Annotated in this window: 13 protein-coding genes; 5 read left to right on the top strand and 8 right to left on the bottom strand. The window is 72.3% G+C overall.

Annotated elements, in window-relative coordinates; genetic code table 11:
- Nucleotides 1–130: 130 nt before the first annotated feature.
- The 4 genes from ACIBD9_RS01320 to ACIBD9_RS01335 all read right to left on the bottom strand — a co-directional run bounded on the left by ACIBD9_RS01320 (nucleotide 131) and on the right by ACIBD9_RS01335 (nucleotide 3,570).
- On the bottom strand, nucleotides 131–529 hold the full coding sequence (locus ACIBD9_RS01320) for a DUF3263 domain-containing protein (protein WP_396713458.1): 399 nt from the start codon (nucleotides 527–529) through the stop codon (nucleotides 131–133).
- 110 nt (nucleotides 530–639) lie between these two features.
- Nucleotides 640–1,656 carry an ABC transporter permease subunit gene (locus ACIBD9_RS01325; RefSeq protein WP_396713460.1) on the bottom strand — a complete coding sequence of 339 codons (1,017 nt, stop codon included), beginning with the start codon at nucleotides 1,654–1,656 and terminating at the stop codon, nucleotides 640–642.
- Nucleotides 1,653–2,663 (bottom strand): ATP-binding cassette domain-containing protein, encoded by a 1,011-nt coding sequence (locus ACIBD9_RS01330; RefSeq protein WP_396713462.1) that lies wholly within the window; start codon nucleotides 2,661–2,663, stop codon nucleotides 1,653–1,655. The genes ACIBD9_RS01325 and ACIBD9_RS01330 overlap by 4 nt, the downstream gene beginning before the upstream one ends.
- 121 nt (nucleotides 2,664–2,784) lie before the next feature.
- Nucleotides 2,785–3,570, bottom strand: a complete 786-nt coding sequence (locus ACIBD9_RS01335; RefSeq protein ID WP_357494885.1) for a DeoR/GlpR family DNA-binding transcription regulator — start codon at nucleotides 3,568–3,570, stop codon at nucleotides 2,785–2,787.
- Between the two features lie 201 nt (nucleotides 3,571–3,771).
- Here ACIBD9_RS01335 and ACIBD9_RS01340 point away from each other — a divergent pair, with 201 nt between their 5' ends.
- The 3 genes from ACIBD9_RS01340 to nagA are packed head-to-tail and all read left to right on the top strand — an operon-like array spanning nucleotide 3,772 to nucleotide 6,825.
- Entirely contained in the window at nucleotides 3,772–4,701 is a 930-nt protein-coding gene (locus ACIBD9_RS01340; RefSeq protein ID WP_396713464.1) for an SIS domain-containing protein, read from the top strand.
- A 55-nt stretch (nucleotides 4,702–4,756) separates the two neighbouring features.
- Nucleotides 4,757–5,719 (top strand): ROK family protein, encoded by a 963-nt coding sequence (locus ACIBD9_RS01345; protein ID WP_396713466.1) that lies wholly within the window; start codon nucleotides 4,757–4,759, stop codon nucleotides 5,717–5,719.
- The gene (gene nagA, locus ACIBD9_RS01350) at nucleotides 5,716–6,825 is read left to right on the top strand and encodes an N-acetylglucosamine-6-phosphate deacetylase (RefSeq protein WP_396713468.1); all 1,110 of its coding nucleotides are present in this window, start codon (nucleotides 5,716–5,718) and stop codon (nucleotides 6,823–6,825) included. Before ACIBD9_RS01345 ends, nagA begins: the two co-directional genes overlap by 4 nt.
- A 36-nt stretch (nucleotides 6,826–6,861) precedes the next feature.
- On the opposite strand, the gene ACIBD9_RS01355 is transcribed toward nagA, so the two are convergent.
- Entirely contained in the window at nucleotides 6,862–8,085 is a 1,224-nt protein-coding gene (locus tag ACIBD9_RS01355; protein WP_396713470.1) for a DUF4032 domain-containing protein, read from the bottom strand.
- 120 nt (nucleotides 8,086–8,205) lie between these two features.
- Here ACIBD9_RS01355 and ACIBD9_RS01360 point away from each other — a divergent pair, with 120 nt between their 5' ends.
- Complete coding sequence (locus ACIBD9_RS01360) at nucleotides 8,206–8,943, top strand: phosphatase PAP2 family protein (protein ID WP_396713819.1); 738 nt, start codon at nucleotides 8,206–8,208, stop codon at nucleotides 8,941–8,943.
- A gap of 10 nt (nucleotides 8,944–8,953) precedes the next feature.
- Nucleotides 8,954–10,192 (top strand): APC family permease, encoded by a 1,239-nt coding sequence (locus tag ACIBD9_RS01365; protein ID WP_396713472.1) that lies wholly within the window; start codon nucleotides 8,954–8,956, stop codon nucleotides 10,190–10,192.
- A 29-nt stretch (nucleotides 10,193–10,221) separates the two neighbouring features.
- Here the strand turns inward: ACIBD9_RS01365 and ACIBD9_RS01370 are convergent, their stop codons facing one another.
- From ACIBD9_RS01370 to ACIBD9_RS01380, 3 genes are read right to left on the bottom strand one after another with little or no spacing between them, the layout of a single operon-like run.
- Nucleotides 10,222–11,007, bottom strand: coding sequence for an ABC transporter permease (locus ACIBD9_RS01370; RefSeq protein WP_396713474.1), 786 nt, complete (start codon nucleotides 11,005–11,007; stop codon nucleotides 10,222–10,224).
- A complete protein-coding gene (locus tag ACIBD9_RS01375) occupies nucleotides 11,004–11,993 on the bottom strand; it encodes an ATP-binding cassette domain-containing protein (protein WP_396713476.1) in 990 nt (329 codons plus the stop codon). Before ACIBD9_RS01375 ends, ACIBD9_RS01370 begins: the two co-directional genes overlap by 4 nt.
- Before the next feature lie 30 nt (nucleotides 11,994–12,023).
- Nucleotides 12,024–14,876 (bottom strand): BTAD domain-containing putative transcriptional regulator, encoded by a 2,853-nt coding sequence (locus ACIBD9_RS01380; RefSeq protein ID WP_396713478.1) that lies wholly within the window; start codon nucleotides 14,874–14,876, stop codon nucleotides 12,024–12,026.
- Between the last annotated feature and the right edge of the window lie 20 nt (nucleotides 14,877–14,896).

A 14,896-nucleotide genomic window follows, 5' to 3' on the forward strand; every position in this document is an offset into this window, starting at 1 on the left:
CGCCTACCCGCCTGGTCAGCCGGCATGCGGCTGGGCCGGCGGGCCTGGGCGGGAAAGGCCGGCAGCGCGGTCGTGAGCGGGTGGAACAGGCGGATTCGGGCCGCAGAGGTGCGGGAGAGATACGGAGCGGTCAGCGGCGGCGGTTGCGGGCGCGCGACGAGCGCAACCGGCGGAGTCGGCTGATCAGCACGGGGTCGGCAGCGAGTGCGGCCGGATTGTCGAGCAGGCCGTTGAGCAACTGGTAGTACCGGGTCGACGAGATCCCGAAGGTGTCCCGGACGGCCTGCTCCTTGGCGCCGGCGTGCCGCCACCACTGCTGCTCGAAGGCGAGGATGGCCCGCTCCCGTTGGGTCAGCCCCGGCGCGGGATCAGCGGACGGCGCCGACTCGTCCGCCGCCGGCTCGTCGGCGCTCTCGATGGGCGGCGCCGGTCGGGGATTCGGGACGGTCGGCCCGGCAGCACCCGCGGCCTCACCCGGACGAGCGTCGGTGGACGGCTCGGGGGTGGCCGGGGTGGTGTCGGCGGACATGTCGCTCAGCCTAGCCAGCGGCGACCAGGGACGCAGCAAGCGGCGCGGCCGGTCCGCACCGCCGGGAACCCCGACGGCCGGGTCGGCCGCGCCGCGTCACTTCGGTCAGGTCAGGAGATGTCGCGGCGACGCATCGCCCAGAGCGCCGCCCCGAGGATCACCACCACCCCGACCGAGAGCAGGACGGAGGACTGCTGCCAGGTGATGTCCATCGTGGCCGGCTTGCACTCCCCGTAGTAGGTCGCGTTGCAGGAGTTCCAGTCCTGCAGGGTGACGGTCTTCGTCATCCAGGCCAGCGCGTACGTGGGCAGCAGCCAGGCCTCGGCGAACCGCACGCTCGCCATGGACAGCAGGATGCCCAGGCCGAACTGGCCGACCACCATCACCGCCACCACGCCACCGAGGGCCATTGCGGTGTGCCGACCCAGTGAGGCGAGGGCGAAGCCGATGGTGGTGAGCACCAACACCAGCACCACGCCGCGTACGCCGGTCAGCATGAACGACTGCCAGACCCCCGAGGTCATCTTCTCGGTGCTGCCCCGGAAGTTGGCGACCGCCCAGAACCCGGCGAACCACAGCACCGCCGCCGGAAGCGTCACCGCCAGGATGCCGGTGAGCAGCGCGGCCAGCTTGGTGAGCAGTACGGTGAGCCGCTTCGGCCGCCAGAGCAGCAGGTTCATCATGCCGCCGGTGCTCCACTCGGCGCCGACGAAGGACGCACCGATGACGAACCCGACCAGGGCGAGGATCGCCGCGAACGGGATCAGTGTCTCGTCGAACGTCTCCTTGAAGTCGAACGTCGAGGGCAGGAACCACTTCGCCTCGATCTGGTCCCGGGACGGGGCCGTGATCATCGAGCAGTCGTCCGGGTAGCGGCCGTCGGTCGCCGTGCCGGCCGCCTTGGCCTGCTCACACGCGGCGCGCTCCTGCTCGCTCCAGCGCACCTGCTCCTGGTACTGCTGGTCGGCCTGACGCTCGGCCTGGGCGAGCTGACCGGCGTCGATCTTCTGGTTGGTGAAGAACACCCCGACCACCACCGCGGCCAGCACCAGCAGGCCGAGCAGCGTCATGTAGCGGGTGAAGCGCCGCTTGCTGAGCCGGCGCAGCTCGGTACGAAAGAGGCTCACGCGCCCCACCCTCCCCCGGCGGGACCGGGCTGACCCGTTCCGCCGACCTTCATGGACTCGTCGACCTGCCGGTGCTGACCGGGTACCGGTGCGGTGGCGGTCAGTTCGAGGAAGACGCTCTCCAGATCGACGGCGATCGGCGCCAACTCACTGACGTAGAGGTTCTTCTCGGCGAGCAGCCGGGTCACCGACGCCGGCTTGTCGACGCCGGCCAGCATCAGGTGGTCCGGGTGACCGGTGACCCGGATCCCCGCCTGGGTGAGCGCCTCGGTGGCCACCGGCAGGTCGCTGACCGCTTCCAGCCGGATCCGGACCGCACCGGACGAGTGCTGCGCGAGCACCTCGTCGACCGGGCCGAACGCGACCCGCCGACCCAGCGAGATGATGGTGACCGAGTCGCAGATCAGCTGGATCTCACCGAGGATGTGGCTGGACAGCACCACTGTCATACCGGACTCGGCGAGGGTGCGCATCAGCGTGCGCATCTCCCGGATGCCGCCCGGGTCGAGGCCGTTGGCCGGCTCGTCGAGGATGAGCAACTGCGGGTTCTTCAGCAGGGCCGAGGCCACGGCGAGCCGCTGCTTCATGCCCAACGAGTACGTCTTGACCCGCTCGCCGGACCGGTCGCGTAGCCCGACGAGTTCCAGCACCTCGTCGACCCGGACGGCCGGCACCTCCCCCGCCCCCGCGAGCAGGGACAGCGTGTCCCGGGCCGTGAAGTGCGGGAAGAACTGTGGGCTCTCCACGATCGCGCCGACCTTGCCGGCGACCGTGGGCAGCGCGTCGGGGACCTCGTGCCCGAGCAGCGCCATCCGGCCGCCGTCGGGCCGGATCAGGCCGAGAAGGGTACGCAGCGTGGTGGTCTTGCCGGACCCGTTGGGGCCGAGGAAGCCGTGCACCTGCCCCGCGTCGACCCGCATGTCGAAGCCGTCGAGCGCGTTGCGGGTGCCGCGTCGACGACTCTTGTACGTCTTACGTAGACCTTCGATCTCCAGGACAGCTGGCAAGCTGCACCTCCCCCGATGGGTGGGCGTGACAGCCGACACCATACGCGGTATGCAGGAGCGCGCAATACCCGGTATGCATCGACGCGCCGATCAGGCTAATTCATCGACGGAGCGTGACCGCTCAGGCGCAAACGACCTGTACGCCGGCGGCGCGGAACGCGTCCACCAACTCCGGAGCGGCACCGGAGTCGGTCACCAGCGTCTCCACCCGCTCGACCGGGCAGATCCGGGCGAAGGCGTGACCCCCCAGCTTGGACGAGTCCGCGATGATCACCACTCGCTTGGCGCGGGCCACCATCAGGTTGTTCATCGCCGCCTCCCCCTCGTGGTGGGCGGCGGCGCCGAGCTGCGGGTCGATGGCGTCCACGCCGAGCAGGGCGACGTCCAGGGTGACCTCGCGCAGCAGCGCCCCGCCCAGCGGGCCGACCAGCTCGAACGACTTCGGGCGCACCACGCCACCGGCCACCACGACCTTCATCCGGGATCGGACCAGTAGCTCGTTGGCGATGTTCAGCGCGTTGGTCACCACGGTGAGCTGGGCACCCTCGGCGCTGGTGTTCAGATCCGGTCGCACGGCGAGCGCCCTCGCCACCTCGGTGCTGGTGGTGCCGCCGTTCAGGCCGACCACGGTGCCCGGCGTGACCAGCGCCGCGGCGGCCGCCCCGATCCGCTGCTTCTCGGCCGAGTGCTTGGCCGTCTTGTAGCGCAGGGGCAGGTCGTACGACACGCCGTTGGCGACGGCGCCGCCCCGGGTTCTCGTGATCATCTGCTGCTGCGCGAGCTGGTCGAAGTCACGCCGGATGGTGGCCTGAGAGACGTCCAGCCGCTCGGCTGCCGCCTCGACGCTGACCCGGCCGTTGTCGGTCAGCATTTCGAGCAGGGCGTTCCATCTGGCGTACCGGTCCACTGCGGGGGTCCTCCCAGCAACTTGCACGGACGGTGATTGATTGCGTGCACACTAGTGCGCGAAACTAGGCTGGCGCAAAAAGCTGACCTGCGCGATCGACCGGTCGGTTGCCATGGTCACCCGCGTTCGCGCAGAATAACGCGCGAAATGCGGGCCTAACGAGCCGTATTGCGCACCGATCGCCCCTGCGAGGAGTTTCCCATGGCGTACGTGGACGCGGAGATCGCGAGCCAGCCCGACTGCTGGCGGGAGGCGGCCAGGCTGGCCGAGGTGGTACGCGGTGACCTGCCGCGTCCCGGGGAGCGGGTCGCCGTCGTCGGTTGCGGCACGTCGTGGTTCATGGCGATGGCGTACGCGGCCCGCCGCGAGCAGGCCGGCCAGGGTGAGACCGACGCGTTCCAGGCGTCCGAGTTCCCCGCCGGCCGCCGCTACGACCGGCTGATCGCGATCACCCGTTCCGGCACCACCACCGAGGTACTGGAACTTCTCGCCGCGCTGCGCGGACAGACACCCACCACTGTCATCGTCGGTGACCCCGCTTCCCCGGCGGTCGAGCTGGCCAGCGCCACCGTGGCCATGCCCTTCGCCGACGAACGGTCGGTGGTGCAGACCCGCTTCGCGACCACCGCGTTGGCCCTGCTCCGGGCCCAGCTCGGCGACCTGGTTAGCGCGCTCGCCGCCGACGCCGAGGTGGCGGTGCGGTCCCCGCTGCCGATCGACCCGGCCACCATCGAGCAGGCCACCTTCCTCGGTCGGGGTTGGACGGTCGGGCTGGCCCAGGAAGCGGCATTGAAGTGCCGCGAGGCGGCCACCTTCTGGGCCGAGGCGTACCCCGCGATGGACTACCGGCACGGCCCCATCTCGGTCGCCGCGCCGGGCCGGCTGGTCTGGGCGTTCGGTGAGCTGCCCGACGGGCTGCCCGAGGACGTGGCCGCCACCGGCGCGGCCTTCGTGCACAGCCGCACGCACGGTTGGCGCACGGTGCTGGGCAGCTGGTCCGCCGGCCGTACCCCGGTCGACCCGATGGCCGACCTGATCCTGGCCCAACGCTTCGCGGTCGCGCTGGCGACCAGCCGGGGCCTCGACCCGGACGCGCCCCGACACCTGACCCGATCCGTGGTGTTGGCGTGAGCGCGAGGAGTGAGCCGGGGTTGCGAGCCCCGCAGTCGCGAACCGAGGTAACACCGTGAGCGACCGCGTGAGCGACCGCGTGGTCGTTGCGCTGGACGTTGGCGGCACCGGCATGAAGTGCGCCCTGGTCCGACCGGACGGCGTCGTGGTGCGCACCGAGCGGCACCCCACCGGTGCCGCCCGCGGTCCCGCCGCCGTGGTCGGCACCATCCTGGACGTGGCCGGTGGGCTGGCCGACAAGGCTCGCGCCGACGGCCTCACCCCGATCGCGGTCGGTATCGCCGTGCCCGGGGTGGTGGACGAGGCACGCGGAGTCGCGGTCTGGTCGGCGAACGTGGGCTTCCGGGACGTACCCCTGCGGGACCTGACGGTGCGGCGGCTCGGCCTGCCGGCGGCGCTCGGCCACGACGTGCGGGTCGGTGGTCTCGCCGAGGCCCGGCTCGGCGCCGGACGCGGGACCGGGCACGTGCTGTTCGTGGCGATCGGCACCGGCATCGCCTCCGCGCACGTCGTCGACGGCACGGCCGCCGTGGGAGCCCACGGCGCCGCCGGGGAGATCGGCCACATCATGGTCCGGCCCGACGGTCCGCGCTGCGGCTGCGGCCGGCCCGGCTGCCTGGAGGCGGTCGCGTCAGCCGCCGCGATCGGCCGCCGCTACGCCGAACTCGCCGGCGGGACACCGGACGCGCCGGTGACGGCGGCCGAGGTGGCCGAACGGGCCGCGGCCGGCGAACCGCTCGCCAGCCAGGTCTGGCAGGAGGCGATCGAGGCGCTCGCCGATGGCCTCGCCAGCGGGCAGGCGCTGTTCGACGTGGCGACGATCGTGCTCGGCGGCGGCCTGGCCCAGGCCGGGGACCGGCTGCTGGCCCCGCTGCGGGCGGCGTTGCACGAACGAATGACCTTCCACCGGGAGCCGCAGCTGGTCGCGGCAGCCCTCGGCGACGAGGCCGGTTGCCTCGGTGCCGCCCTGCTCGCCCTGGACGCCGTGGGTGTCCGTGACCATCAGGAGAAGCGATGACCGTACGGGTGAACGGCCGAGTGGTGACCCCGACCGGAGTCGTCCGACAGGGCTGCGTCGAGTGGGACGGCGATCGGATCACAGCGGTGGCCGAGTATCCGTCGGTGCGCGACGGGCACTGGATCCTGCCCGGCTTCGTCGACATGCACACGCACGGCGGAGGCGGGCACACCTTCACCACAGGTGACGCCGACGAGGCCCGCGCGGCGGCCGGCTTCCACCTCTCACACGGCACCACCACGCTGCTGGCCAGCCTGGTCAGCGCACCCTTCCCACTGATGCGTACGGCCACCGAGGCGTTCGCGCCGTTGGTCGACGAGGGCGTGTTGGCGGGGGTCCACTTCGAGGGGCCCTACCTGTCGGCCGTCCGCTGCGGCGCGCAGAACCCGGAGTACCTGCGCGATCCGTCGACCGACGAGCTGACCGAGCTGATCGAGCTGGGCCGGGGCGCGGTCCGGATGGTGACCCTCGCCCCGGAGCGCGACGGCGCGCTGGAGGCGATCAAGCTGCTCACCGCGCAGCGGGTGGTGGCGGCCGTGGGCCACACCGACGCCACGTACGAGCAGACCCGCGCCGCGATCGCCGCCGGCGCGAGTGTCGGCACCCACCTGTTCAACGGGATGCGGCCGGTGCATCACCGCGAGCCGGGGCCGGTGGTGGCCCTGCTCGACGCGCCCACCGTAATCTGCGAGCTGGTCGCCGACGGGGTGCACCTGCACGACGGCATGCTGACCTTCGTCACGGCGACCGCCGGCCCGGACCGCGCCGCGCTGATCACCGACGCGATGGCCGCCGCCGGAATGCCCGACGGCGAGTACGAACTGGGCGGGCAAGCCGTCACCGTCGCCGACGGGGTGGCCCGGCTCGCCCGCGACGGCGCGATCGCCGGCAGCACCCTGACCATGGACGCCGCGCTGCGCCACGCGGTGAACGCCGGAATCCCGATCGCCGACGCCGCACGGATGGTGGCCACCACGCCGGCGCGGGCCATCGGCCTGGGTGACCGAGTCGGCGCGCTCCAGGTGGGTCTCCGCGCCGATCTGGTGGTGCTCGACGACGACCTCAACGTGGTGCGGGTGCTGCGCGGAGGCTCCTGGGTGGAGTGACGCCCCGACGTCAGGCCGAGCAGGCGGAGGCCCAGCTCAGCCGATGGCGGGGACCTCGACGCCGAGGACTGCCTGCTCGTCGGGGCGGTGCACCAGCACGTCGGACAGGTACGACTGGACCGCGTGGCGCATCCCGACGTCCCGACCGGCCTGCTCGGAGAGCAGCCACTTGTGCTCGATGATCTGGGCGAACAGCTCCTGCGGCTCCAGCTTGCGGCGCAGGTGCGCGGGAACGGCCCGGACCACCGGCTCGAAGACCTCGGTGAGCCAGCGGTGGGCTGCCTGCTGCTCGTCGATCAGGTCGCTCTCCGCGCGGTAGGCGTCGAGGTCGTTGAGCAGCTTGCGGGCCTGGTTCTCCTCGGCGTCCAGCCCGGTCAGCCGCAGCAGCCGCCGGGTGTGGTAGCCGGCGTCGACGACCTTCGGTCGGACCAGGAAGCGCCCGTCGTCGATGGACGACATGGCCACCTCGGCGACGTCGAAGCCCAGCTCGTTGAGGCGGCGGATCCGGCCCTCGATGTCGTGCCGGGCCTCCCGTTCGATCGCCTGCTCATAGGTGATCTCGTGCCAGAGCCGCTCGTAGCGCTGCACGACCTCCTCGCACACCACCTCCGGGTCGATGGACTCGTGCAGCAGGCCGGCGGCCTGCAGGTCCAGCGCCTCACCGAAGATGTTCACCCGGGCGATCTCCAGGTCCTCACCACGCTGACCGTTGGAGAGCGCGTTGTGCAGGGCACCCGTCTCGGCGTCGACCAGGTAGGCGGCGAAGGCGCCCGCGTCCCGCCGGAACAGCGTGTTCGACAGGGAGCAGTCGCCCCAGAAGAAGCCGGTCAGGTGCATCCGCACGATCAGGGCGGCGAGCGCGTCGAGCAGCCGGCTCATCGTCTCCGGCCGCAGGGTGTGCGAGAAGAGCGCCCGGTACGGCAGCGAGAACTGCAGGTGCCGTGTGATCAGCACCGATTCGAGCGGCTCCCCGTCCTCGGTCTGCCGGTCGGCGACTACCGCCACCGCCTCGACCGAGGGGAAGTCGATCCGTTCCAGGGCCCGGAGCAGGTCGTACTCGCGTTCGGCAATCCGCTCGCGGGTCTCCTTGAACGCGTACACGTACTCGCCCAACCGGACGAACCGGACGATGTGCCGGGAGATGCCCTGCGGCAGCGCCACCAGGTGTTGGGCAGGCCACTCCTCCAGCGGTGTCGACCAGGGCAGGTCGAGCAGCGCCGGGTCCACGAGGGCAGACGTGATCCGCACGGGCACAAGCATGACTGGTCGTCCCCCGCATCCGCCCCTGATCGTGGTTGGGCCCACAGCGCCGTACACCCGGGCCTCGCGCCGGGCCGGTAGCGTGGTCGCGTGCTCAAAACCACAGCGGTACGACGTGACCTGCGGCTACGGCCCGTCCGCCCGGCCGGCTGGTGGTTCGACGCGCTCCTGCTGGTCGGTTTGGTCGGGTTGACGGTGGCGCTCGCCGCCGACCAACTCTTCGGGTTGGACCGGGCGGTCGCCGACTGGGCCGACGGGCACCGGCCGGCCGCCGCGTACTGGGTGGCTCGGGTGCTGAACTTCCTCGGCCAGGGCACCCCGCTCACGTTGATCGCCGCCGGGTTGGGCGTGCTGCTGGCCGTCCGGCTGCGGTCGGTGCGACCGATCCTGCCGCCGGTGGTCGCGTTCGTGCTGACCAACCTGACGATCGGTCCGCTCAAGATCTGGACGGCGCGGGCGGCACCGAGCGCCAGCGTCAAGGAGCCGTTCCTGACGCCCGAGCAGACCCTGCCGCTGTTCCACGACGACCTGCCGGTCCGATTCGCCCAGTCCTACCCGTCGGGGCACGTCGCCAACGCCATCGTCTGGTACGGCGTCATCGCGCTGCTGCTCGCCCCGCTGGCCCGCAGCTTCGGCCGCCACCTACCAGCCCGGTTCGTCACCATGATCCGCATCGTGCCGCCGCTTGTCGTCCTCACCACCACCACCTACCTCGGCTGGCACTGGCTGACCGACTCGGTGGCCGGGCTGCTGCTGGGCCTGATCCTGGACCGGCTGCTGCACCGGGTGCCCTGGGACGGCGTGCCGCTCCCCGGCCGGCTACGCGGGCGGGATCGGCCGTTCACCTCGTACCCCTAGGGTTTGTTTCGTGGATCAACTGGCGCGGCGGCTGGGCGTACCCGATGCGGTTGTCATCGGGTTGGGCTCGATGCTCGGCGCGGGCGTCTTCGTGGTCTTCGGTCCGGCCGTGGCGGCGGCCGGCGGCGCCGGCCTGCTGCCCGCGTTGGTGTTGGCCGGCTTCGTCGCCTTCTGCAACGCGACCAGTTCGGCGCGGCTCGCGGCCCGGTACCCGGAGTCCGGCGGCACCTACGTCTACGGCCGGGAGCGCCTCGGGCCGTTCGCCGGGTTTCTGGCCGGTTGGGGCTTCGTCGTCGGCAAGACGGCGAGCTGCGCGGCGATGGCGTTGACCGTCGGGGCGTACCTCTGGCCGGGTCAGGCCCGGCTGGTCGCCGTCGGCGCGGTGCTCGCGGTGACCGCCGTGAACCTGCGTGGCATCGGCAAGACCGCCGCCGTGACCAGGGTGTTGGTCGGGCTGGTGCTCGCGGTGCTGGCCCTCGTCACGGTCGTCGGCCTGGTGGGTGGGCCGGTGCACCTGGACCGGCTCGGCGAGCCCGGCGGTTCGGCGCGGGGCGTGCTCACCGCCGCCGGGTTGCTGTTCTTCGCCTTCGCCGGGTACGCCCGGATCGCCACCCTCGGTGAGGAGGTCCGCGATCCGCAGCGGACCATCCCGCGCGCGGTGCCGCTCGCGCTCGGCGTGGTGCTCGTGATCTATCTGGTGCTGGCCGTGGTCACGCTCGGCGTGCTCGGCGCCGACCGGCTGGCCGATTCCGCAGCGCCCCTGGCCGACGTGGTGACCGCCGCCGGGCTGCCCGCCCTGGCGTGGGTGGTCCGCGCCGGTGCCACCATCGCGGTCGTCGGGGTGCTGCTGTCCCTGGTCGCCGGGGTCGGCCGGACAACCCTCGCCATGGCCCGCCGTCGTGACCTGCCCGGCGCGCTGGCCGCCGTGCACCAGGTGCACCAGGTGCCGCACCGCGCCGAGCTGGCGGTCGCCGCCGTGGTGATCGTGGTGGTGCTGCTCGGCGACGTCCGCGACGCGATCGGCTTCTCCAGCTGCACGGTGCTCGTCTACTACGCGATCACCAACGCGGCGGCGCTCACCCTGGGCCGGGAGTCTGCTCGTCGGCTGCCGGTGCAGGTGCTCGCCGGCCTGGGGCTGGCCGGGTGTCTGCTGCTCGCGGTCAACCTGCCCGTGACCAGCGTGCTGGCGGGGTTCGGTGTGCTCGCGGCCGGTGCCGCCTGGTACGCGCTCCGCCTCGCGCGCCGGTGACCCGGAGAGGCCACCGGCGCGAGAGGGGTTCAGCGGCTCAGCCGCCGGTAGCGGCGCACGGCCAGCGGGGCGAACGTCGCGATCAGCAGCACCGGCCACAGCACCGCCAACAGCATCGCGTGCTCCGCCGGCCAGGAGTCGCCACCCAGGCCCGGGTTGCCGAACAGTTCGCGGATTGCCGCGACGGTGGCCGACAACGGATTCCACTCCGAGATCGTCCCGATGACAGAAGGCATCAGCTCGGGCGACACGAAGACGTTGGAGATCGCGGTGAACGGGAACGCCGCCGGAAAGACGATCACACCGACTGTGTCCGGGTTGCGGACCAGCAACGCCAGGTAGATCCCGACCCAGGTGATCGCGATCCGCAGCAGCAGGAGAAGGCCGACGGCGAGCAACGCCTTGCCGACCCCCTGGCGCCACTGCCACCCGACGAGCAGGCCACAGATCAACAAGGTGGACATCTCCAGCAGGGCGCGCAGCAGGTCGGCGGCGCTGCGACCGGTCATCAGGGCGGACCGCGCCATCGGCATCGACCGGAACCGGTCGACCACGCCCCGGCTGAGGTCCAACGCGACGCCGGTCGCGGTGGCCCCCAGCCCGTACAGCATCGTCATCACGAAGACCCCCGGCAGCAGGAACTCGCGGTAGTTGCCACCGCCGGACACCTGCATGCCGCTGCCGAACACGTACCCGAAGACCAGGACAAACATGATCGGCAGCGAGAAGTAGAGGATCAGCTCCTCCGGCGCGCGGATCACGTGGGTCATGTTCCGCCTGGTCATCGTCCAGCCGTCAGCGATAGCGGTGGTCATGCCACGTCCGCCTTTCGTCCGGCGGCGACCGGTTCGCGGGCCTCGTCCGGCCGGTGCCCGGTCAGGTGCAGAAACGCCTCGTCCAACGTCGCGCGCCGCAGGCCGATGTCCTCGACCGCGATCCCGGCGTCGTCCAGCGCGCGTACCACGTCGACCAGGCCAGCGACGCGATCGACCACCGGCACGCTGAGCCGTCGGACCTCCGGGTCGAGTTCAGGCTCCGCACCGCAGATCGACGCGACGAGGCGGGCAGCGTCGCTCAGCTCGTCCGCCTCGCGGACCACCACCTCGATCCGGTCGCCACCGGTCATCGCCTTCAACTGGTCCGGCGCGCCCTCGGCCACCACCCGACCGGCGTCGATCACCGAGATCCGGTCGGCGAGCTGATCGGCCTCCTCCAGGTACTGCGTGGTGAGCAGCACCGTCGTCCCGTCCGCCACGAGACCCCGGACCAGGTCCCACACCTGGTTGCGACTGCGCGGGTCCAGGCCGGTCGTCGGCTCATCCAGGAAGAGCACCCGCGGCGTGCGGATCAGGCTGGCGGCGAGGTCCAGTCGGCGACGCATCCCGCCCGAGTACTCACCGGCGGACCGACTCGCCGCCTCGTCGAGCCCGAACCGTTCCAGCAGTTCAGCGGCGCGTCGGCGAGCCTCCCGTCGGCCGAGCCGGAACAGCCGGCCGAACAGCTCCAGGTTCTGCCGGCCGCTGAGGATCTCGTCGACCGCGGCGTACTGCCCGGTCAGCCCGATCCGGGCGCGCACCTCGTCCGGCCGGCGCAGCACGTCGTACCCGGCCACGGTGGCTCTTCCCGTGTCGAAGCGCAGCAGCGTGGTGAGGATCCGTACGGCCGTCGTCTTGCCCGCGCCGTTCGGTCCCAACAGTCCGTGGACCGTGCCAGCCGGCACGGTCAGGTCGAACGCGTCGAGCGCGCGGGTCGGACCGTACCGCTTGCCCAGACCCTCGGCGACCACCTCGAATGTCGTCATGCCCCCACGGTGCGGTGGGGCGCTTACCGGTCACGCACCGTCCGCTGACGGCGGCGCACCGGGCTTCTCCGCCTCGGTGATCTCCTTCAGGACGAGGATGATCTCCGCACGGGCGGCCTCGCCGACGTACCAGCCGGTGAGACCGCCGGTCAGCGCCTCCTCGCAAAACCGCCTCGCGGCGGCCAGGTCCCCGCGTACCCGGGCCACCTGGGCGAGGCCGAGCCGGGCGCTGGCCACGAACTCGGGCGCGCCGCTGCGCTGCGCGAGGACCAGCGCGCCTGCGAAGTCGTCGTGCGCCGCCGCGAGGTCACCGGCGCGCAGCCTTATCTCGCCCCGGGTACGCAGCATGTCGGCCTGGTCGACGGCCGACCCGAGCGCCTCGACCAATCCCATGGCCTCGTCCATGTGGGCGCCCGCCGTCTCCGGATCGCCCTGCCAGGCGGCCAGTTCACCGAGCGCACCGAGCGTGATCATGGTGCCCCACCGGTCCCCGGTGCCGCGGAAGCCGTCGAGCGCGGTGGCCAGCGCCGCCCTGGCCCGGTCCCATTGGTCGCTCCACATCAGCGCCGAGCCGCTGCCCATCGCGCCGAGCGCGTTGATCCACGGGTCCGGGCCGACGAGCCGTCGCAGCTCCCCCATCAGCTCGTCGACGTGATCGGCTCCGCCGGACGGCGGTCCGGTCGAGATCCCCGACAGGTACAGCAGGAAGGGCTGTCGGGGCGCCCGGTCGAGGCTGCGGATCACGGACCGCTGCGTCCCGAGGGACGGCAGAGGGCTGGAGCCAGCGAGCGAGGCGTTGTAGACGCAGAGGGCGAACTCCTCGCTCAGCCCCGGCGGCGCTTCGGTGCCGAGCAGTTCGAGGACGTCGGCGGCGAGCCGCGCCCCTTCCCCGCGCATGCCGCGCAGCCACCAGTAGAACGACAGGGCCGCGACCATCCCGGCCGCGTCGGACGCGTCGCCGGCGGCCGTGGCCCGCCGCAACGCCGCATGCAGGTTGTCCCGCTCCGCGTCGAGCCGTCGTAGCCAGTGCAGTTGTTCCGCGCACCGTAGCTGGTCGCTGGCGGTCCAGGCGAACTCCAGGAAGTACGCGGTGTGCGCGCGACGGAGCTGGTCGGCCTCGCCGGCCTCGGCGAGACGCTCGGCGCAGAAGGCCCGCACCGTCTCCAGCATCCGGTACCGGCCGCCGGCCATCTCCACGAAGGACTTGTCAACCAGACCGGTGAGCGCATCGACGAACTCGGAGGTGGGCAGGCCACAGACCCGCCCGGCCGCCTCCAGCGTGGCCCCACCGGCGAAGATGGTCAGCCGTCGGGCCACTTCCCGTTCGGCGTCGTCGAGCAGGTCCCAACTCCACTCGACCACGGCCCGGAGGGTGCGGTGTCGCGGCGACACGGCCCGGCTGCCCGTCGACAGCAGTCCGAACCGATTGTCGAGACGGGCGGCCACCTCGGCGACGGACAGCGCCCGCAGTCGCGCGGCGGCCAACTCGATCGCCAACGGCAGGCCGTCCAGGCTGCGGCAGATCCGCAGCACCATCTCGACGTTGGCCGGCGTGACGGTGAAGTCGGGCGCGACGTCGACGGCCCGCTGGGCGAAGAGCCCGACCGCCGCGTACTCGTCGGCGTCCAGCGCGGACGCGCCGAGCGGGGGCAGGGTGAGCCCGGACAGCGGGCATAGCGCCTCACCGGCCAGCCCGAGCGGCTCCCGACTCGTGGCCAGGACGCGCAACGCCGGGCACGCGCTCAGCAGCCGCGCCGCGAGCCGGGCCGCGTCGACGAGGACGTGCTCGCAGTTGTCGAGCACCAGCAACAGTCGTCGCTCGGCGAGCGCCTCGACCAGCCGATCGGTGGTCTGCCAGCCCGACTCGGCCGGGGCACGCAGCCCCGCGTCGCGCAGGCCGAGCGCGCTCAGCACCGCCTGCGGTACGTCCGAACCGTCGGCCAGCCCGGCCAGCTCGACGAAGCGGACCTCCCCGTCGACGCGGCCCCCGGCCTCGATCGCCAGGCGCGTCTTGCCCGCGCCTCCGGGACCGGTGAGGGTGACCAGCCGGCGCTCACCGAGCAGCCCGCCGAGACGCTTGAGCTCCTCCTCCCGCCCGACGAACGTGGTGAGCTGATTCGGCAGTGCCGGTTCGGGCGACCCGCGTTCCTCACCGCGCAGCACCGCCAGGTGGACGGCAGCCAGCTCCGCCGACGGGTCGACGCCGAGTTGCTCGGCCAGGGTGCGCCGGGCGTCCTCGAACTCGGCCAGCGCCTCCGCCGGTCGACCCAGTGCCGCCAGGGCACGCATGAGCTGACCGCGTGACCGCTCCCGCAACGGATGCGCGACGACCAACTCGCGTAGCTCCGCGACCAGCGCGCCGTGCGCGCCCAACGCCAGCTCCGCCTCGACCCGATCCTCGATGGCGGCCAGCCGCAGCTCGTCCAGCCGGGCCGCCTGCGCGGACGCGCCGGCTGCGCCGATCGCATCGGCCAGGGCGGGACCCCGCCACAACTCCAGCGCCTCGCGCAACAGGGTCGCCGCCCGGGGCCAGTCGCTGTCGGCGAGCGCGCGACGCCCCGTCTCAGCGAGCCGTTCGAACCGGTGCGCGTCGACATCGTCGGGATTCACGGCGAGGCGATAACCGGCCGGGTGGAACTCGACCGGATCATGCTCGGCGGGCAGGGCCTGACGCAGCCGCGACACCTGGGACTGGAGCGCGTTGGCCGCGCCCCGGGGCGGATGCTCGCCGTACAGGCCGTCGATCAGCCGCTCGGCGGAGACCACCCGCCCCGCGTCGAGCAGGAGGAGCGCCAGCAGAGCGCGCAGCCGCGGACCGCCCACGGGAACCTCTCGCCCGTCGGCCAGCACCACCTGGGTCGGCCCCAGGATGCGGAAACGCATGTCTTGGATTGTCGCGCAAT

It is taken from the genome of Micromonospora sp. NPDC050784 (genome assembly GCF_044456765.1).
Classification (GTDB): Bacteria; Actinomycetota; Actinomycetes; order Mycobacteriales; family Micromonosporaceae; genus Micromonospora; species Micromonospora foliorum.

What these genes read in the sequence shown, in the direction of transcription:
- ACIBD9_RS01320 (WP_396713458.1), bottom strand. Translation starts at nt 529, where the DNA reads ATGTCCGCCGACACCACCCCGGCCACCCCCGAGCCGTCCACCGACGCT.
- ACIBD9_RS01340 (WP_396713464.1), top strand. Translation starts at nt 3,772, where the DNA reads ATGGCGTACGTGGACGCGGAGATCGCGAGCCAGCCCGACTGCTGGCGG.
- nagA (WP_396713468.1), top strand. Translation starts at nt 5,716, where the DNA reads ATGACCGTACGGGTGAACGGCCGAGTGGTGACCCCGACCGGAGTCGTC.
- ACIBD9_RS01355 (WP_396713470.1), bottom strand. Translation starts at nt 8,085, where the DNA reads ATGCTTGTGCCCGTGCGGATCACGTCTGCCCTCGTGGACCCGGCGCTG.
- ACIBD9_RS01370 (WP_396713474.1), bottom strand. Translation starts at nt 11,007, where the DNA reads ATGACCACCGCTATCGCTGACGGCTGGACGATGACCAGGCGGAACATG.
- ACIBD9_RS01375 (WP_396713476.1), bottom strand. Translation starts at nt 11,993, where the DNA reads ATGACGACATTCGAGGTGGTCGCCGAGGGTCTGGGCAAGCGGTACGGT.
- ACIBD9_RS01380 (WP_396713478.1), bottom strand. Translation starts at nt 14,876, where the DNA reads ATGCGTTTCCGCATCCTGGGGCCGACCCAGGTGGTGCTGGCCGACGGG.